This is a genomic window from Kitasatospora sp. NPDC127116 (genome assembly GCF_042677365.1).
GTDB classification, from domain to species: domain Bacteria; phylum Actinomycetota; class Actinomycetes; order Streptomycetales; family Streptomycetaceae; genus Kitasatospora; species Kitasatospora lactacystinica.
Genome location: NZ_JBHXTL010000255.1, coordinates 1 through 5,225, shown reverse-complemented (window position 1 = coordinate 5,225; position 5,225 = coordinate 1). Strand labels below are relative to the sequence as shown.

Here is a 5,225-nt window from a genome sequence, read left to right as displayed (position 1 = left end):
CCCTCTCATCGTCGGGCTCTTCTTTTTTTTTTTTGTTCCTTGGTTTGTTAAGTACCCCCTCCGCTTTTACGCGGCGTGGCCCTCGCCGACATGTGTCGGCGAGGACCTCTCGGCGTCGAGCGTCCGACGGGCGCGTGATGCGGGGAAGACGCTTCACCGCACCGTACGACCCGTCACATGCTCATACCTCCCACGGCATCGGAAACCGCGGAGCACCCTCCGGCCGGCCTTCACCCGGGCTCATGTTCCTGACTCCCGAGTAGTCGTAGCCGTCGAGGAAGGTCACGGAGTCGACGGGAACCCATGTCTCGACGGAGCCCGCCTCGATCGACTCGGTGAACGGCGCAACCGGAAGAACGTGGCGGTACCAGACCTTCATGACGACCTGAAGCCATTCGAACCCTCCGGGCCGCTGCTCCCGAGCGGTCAACTCGCCGAGCACCTGCCCTCCACCATCGGGTAGAGCCACCATCACGGGCCGAGTGTTCCGCTTCCCGCTGTCGAAGGAGATCTCCAGGTTCATGGCGTCACCCTAGTCGCTAGCAGGGAGCGTCGCCGTTGATGAACGTGGTGATCCTACGAACCGCCGGGTTTCCGCAGATGTACCTCAACTCGTGCGAGGTGTAACCGTTGCCGTAGTCCATCCCCTTGAGGATGCCCTCGACGTCCTGAACGCCCTTCATGTTGAAACTGATCTTTCCACCGCCGGAGACGACCCGATCGATCATCTTGCTGAGATTCTCAGGAGTTGCCACGCCCCGGGGAATCAGGTCACCGAAGGGCCCGTTCTTGTAGGTCACGGCTCCAAGGCCCTGCGCGAACCGGTCGAGCGTCCCGACTTCCTGTCCGCGGATGGATTCGAGGCCGAGGGCAAGGTGGGTCGCACATGCCGGGTCCGTGTTGTGGACCAGGACCGGCAGGTCGCCGGCCAGCACGTAGTACGTGTGGAGGTCGTCGACGGTGAGGTTGTAGGCGGGCTGGAGGGTGTTCCAGTGCCGGACGTTCTCGATCGGCCGGGCCTGTCCGGCCGGGTCGCGCAGTTCGTCGCCGGGCTTGAGGTCGGCGGCGTCGGTCCACTGCTTCCGGTTCTCGGCCCAGAAGGGGTGGTGGTCGGTGCTGGTGAGTGACCGGCCCGCGCCGAGGGAGATGTCGGTGAAGTCGCGGTCGTCCGGGGTGTAGATGGTGTTCGAGACCCGGCGGGGGCCGGTCGCTCCGGCCGCAGGGTCGGTGGCGAGGACCTCGTCGCCGACCTGGACGGTCTCGATGGCACGGGTGGAACCGTCGGCCATCAGGACGCGGGTGCCGGCCGGGAAGCTGTTCAGCGGGCAGGACGGCGGAATGCGCGTGACGAGCTTCTTGATGAACTCGACGGCCTTCTCGCCCCAGGAGCCGAACTTCTTGGCCCACTGGGCGAGCTTGGCGACGGCGGCACCGTCACCGATGAAGGGGATCGCGCCGATGCAGGACGTGACCGCCTCGGTGGTCCTGCCCTCGACCGCGTAGTAGGCGCAGTTGACGAGGTCGGCGATGTCGGCGAGGCCGGGGGCGATGACGCCGCCCGCGCCGCCGATGACGTCGAGGGTGAGGTGGATGCTCTCGGAGAAGAGGCGGTAGAGGTAGCTGACGTTCTCGCTGTCCTCCTTCGCCTTCTTGATCTCCTCCTCGATCCCCGCGATCGCGTCCTGCTTCTGCTTCTCGGCCTGGGCCTGCTTCTCGGCCTCCTTGCGCTCGGCCTCCAGCTTGGCGAGCCGGGCCTTCTCCTCGGCGTCGTACTTGGCCTGGTAGTCCGCCTGGGCGTCCTCGTAAGCGGCCTGGGCGGCAGTTGCGTCCTGACCTGCCGCCTCGGCCGAGGCACGGGCGGCGCTGGCGGAATCCTTGGCATCGGCAGCGGCGAAGTACGCCTGCCGTGCGGAGCGTTCGGCCTGGTTGGCCGAGTAGACCGCCTTGGCGGCGTCGCGGTTGGCGGAGGCCTTGGCGGCGTTGGCGGTCTTCGCGGATGCGGCCGCCCTGGCGGCGTCGGCCTGGGCGGCGTCGGCGGCGGCCTGGGCCTTGGCGACCTGGTCGGCGGCGGTGTTGGCCGAGGCCGTGGCCGCGGCGGCGTAGCCGCTCGCCTCGTTGGCGGCGTCGCGCGCGATGGCGGCGGCGGCCTGGGCCGTGGCCGCGTTCTGCTGGGCGGTCGCGGCGGCGGCGGTGGCCTGGGCGATCAGGCCCTTGACGTCGGCGACGTGGACGGCGGTGAGCCGGTCGCGCTGCTGGGCGGTGTACTGGCCCCGGGCCACGAAGGTGCGCAGGTCCTGGACGGGGCCTTCGAGGGCGACCTTGGCCGCGGCCTTGAGCTCGGGCTCGGTGTCCTGGGCGTCCTCCAGCCGGACGGCGGTCAGCCGGTCGTCGGCGGCCTGGGCGTCGGCCAGTCCCTTGCCGAGGAAGTCCCGCAGCGCGGCCGGGGTGTTGGTCCGCAGCGCGGCGTCGGCGGCGGCCTTGACGGCGGGGCCGGCGTTGTCGCTGATGCGGGTGATCGTCAGCCGGTTGTCAGGAGCGGCAGCCTCTGCCTGACCGCTGGTCAGGAACGTGCCGACCTGGGCGGCGTTGCCCTGGAGCGCGGTGTAGGCGGCGGTACGGACCGCGTCGCTCTCCGAGTCCGTGTAGACCTGAGTGGCACGGTCGCGCGCGTCGTGCTCCTCCGCCTGCTTGCGACCGGCCTTCAGGTAGGAGAAGACCGCGTTGTCGTTGCCGGTGAGGGCGGCCTCGGCCGCTGCTTCTCCCCAGGTGCCGGAGATCTTGCGGGAGACGAGGGCGAGCTTGCGGCCGTCGGTGGCGACCTGCGCGGGCGTGGCGCCGGGCTGGTCGGTCAGCTGGGCGAGGCGGTCGGCCTCGGCCTTCGCCTGCTGGACCTCCTGGGCCGCCTGGTTGGTCTGCGCCTGCTTGTCCGCCTCGTCCGCCTTGGCCTTGCGGGCCTTCTCCACAGCCGCCGCGGTGCGGTTGGCCAGGTCCTCCGCCTCGGTGCGACGGGTCAGGTCCTGGACGGCGTTGGCCTTGTCGACCGCGGTCTGGGCGTCCGTGGCGAAGCCGGAGGCGGCGTTCGCGTGGTCGGTGGCCTCCTGCGCGGCGTTGGCGCTCTGGCCGGCGTGGTCGGCGGCGTCCCGCGCGGCCTGGGCCGCGGCCGCGGCGTGGGAGGCGGCGGACGCCAGCAGCGTCTTGGCGGCCTCGGCCTGTGCGGCGGCCTCGCCGGCCAGCTGCTGGGAGGCGGCGGCGGCACGGCCGGCCTCGGCGGCCGCACGACGCGTCGCCGCCGCGGCCTGCTTGGCCTTCGCCGACTGCCCGCCCGCGCTGTCCGCGTAGGCACCGGCCTGCTCGGCCGAACCCGCCGCGGAATCCGCGTTGCCCTTGGCGCTCAGCGCGGCACCCGCCGCGTCCTTGCTGCTCTTGGCGGCCTCGTTCGCCTTCACCAGCGTGGCGTTCGCATCCGCGGCGATCTTCGCCGCGGCGTCGGCGGCGTCCGCCGCCACCCGTGCCTCGTGCGCCTTGGTCGCGTCACCGGCCGCCGCGGCAGCCGCCGTCCGCGCGTTCGCCGCGGCGCGCTGGGCCCCGGCCGCCGCGGCGGCCGCGTTGGACGCCGCGTAGGCGGCCGCGCGCGCACCCGCGTTGGCCGCGCGGGCGGCAGCCATCGCCGTCTTCGCCGCGGCACCCGCGCGGTCGGCCGCACTGGCGGCGTCGTTCGCGGCGGCGGTGGCCTTGGCCGCGTCGTTGCCGGCCTGCTGGGTCTCGGACGCGGCCCGCGCGGCGGCCTCCATGGCCTTCTGCGCCTCGTGGACCGCCGTGTCCTTGGCCTCGATGGCCGCGGCCGTCTCCTGGGCCGCCTGGGCGCTCGCGTCCTTCGCCTGCTGCGCCAGCTGCGCGATGCTCGCGCGCTCCTGGTCACGGCTCTGCGCGATGTACCGGCCGACGGCGAGGAAGTCGCGCACGTCCTGGATCGTGCCGTTCAGCGCGAGACGCGCCGCGGCCTGGACGTTGGGGCCACCGGAGCTGAGGATCTGGACCAGCTTGACCCGGTCGTCGGCGTCCTTCGCCGGGAACTGGCCCTCGGTCAGGAAGCGCTGCAGGTCGTCACTGGTGTTGCTGCGCAGCGCGGCGTCGCCCGCGGCCTGGAGACTCCGTCCGGCGCCCATCGCGGGGTCGGTGATCCGGGTGATCCACAGCCGTCGGTCCGCGTCGAGCGCCGCCTGCCAGCCGCCCTCCAGGAAGGCGCGTCGGTCCGCGGCCGTCCCGTCGATGGCCTTGTCGGCGGCCTCGCGGACCTTCGGCCCGCCCACGCTGGAGATCTGGGTGGCGGTGAGCAGGTCGTCCGCGTTCTGCGCCGCGGCGAACTCGGTGTCCAGGAAGCGCTTCACGTCCTGGTCGGAGCCCGCGAGCGCGGTCTCCGCGAGTGCGTGGAGCCGGGGGCCGCTGTTGAGCCACGCCTGAACGGCGCGTTGGCGGTCGCTCGGCTGGACCTCTCCGCCGACCGTCGCCGCGGCGGCGCTCGGCACGCCGGCCCCGACCAGCCCGGCCGTGAGGGCCAGTGGCAGCAGCCCCAGGGAGAGCCTGCCCAACAGCGGCGGCCCTCCCCTCCCTCGCCGTCGTGAGCGGGATATCGATTGACGCACGGGAAACCTCCACTGTCGACATCGGCCGAATCCGGCCGCAGCAGATCCCCACGATAAATGACGGTCCAACAGAATGCTCACGAAGTCAAAGAGTTGAAGAGAGGTCAAGGCGTCAAAGTGCCTCAGTGGGTTCATAATTCGGCAAAGGTGTCGCACCGTCAGTATGTGATCAAATGCATTCCAAATCGTGACAAGCTGCCTGCCTGAGCTGCAAAAAGGGTCTTGGCGCGGGCTCAGTTGATCTGGTTCGATGGGGCGGTTTCCGCCGATGGTCACGGGGGTGGTCAAGTGGCCTTCAACCCTTGCTCCCGCCATTCATGACGCTTCATCGCATCATGTCGGTTCGCCTGCCATCCGGGGTCTTCGTCCCATTCCGGCGATCTGTCGACCAGGGCAACATCAAACGAACGAAGAGGAATACTCATGGCAAAGCGCATGTCCCGATGGATCGTTGGTGGCGCCGTCGCCGCGGCCGCCACGCTCGGCGTCACGGCGATCGCCTCCGCCGACGGCACCCCGGCGGACAACTCGGCCGCGCCGGTGGCCGTCGAGGACTTCGTCCACCCCGGCCCGGCCCCGTAC

At 70.9% G+C, this 5,225-nt stretch carries 2 protein-coding genes; both read right to left on the bottom strand.

What is annotated here, in order from left to right; all coding sequences use genetic code 11:
* Window positions 1–181: 181 nt before the first annotated feature.
* Window positions 182–523, bottom strand: a complete 342-nt coding sequence (locus ACFVHV_RS43180; RefSeq protein WP_380359278.1) for a hypothetical protein — start codon at window positions 521–523, stop codon at window positions 182–184.
* Window positions 524–539: 16 nt separating this feature from the next.
* On the bottom strand, window positions 540–4,589 hold the full coding sequence (locus tag ACFVHV_RS43175; RefSeq protein WP_380359275.1) for a polymorphic toxin-type HINT domain-containing protein: 4,050 nt from the start codon (window positions 4,587–4,589) through the stop codon (window positions 540–542).
* Window positions 4,590–5,225 lie beyond the last annotated feature (636 nt).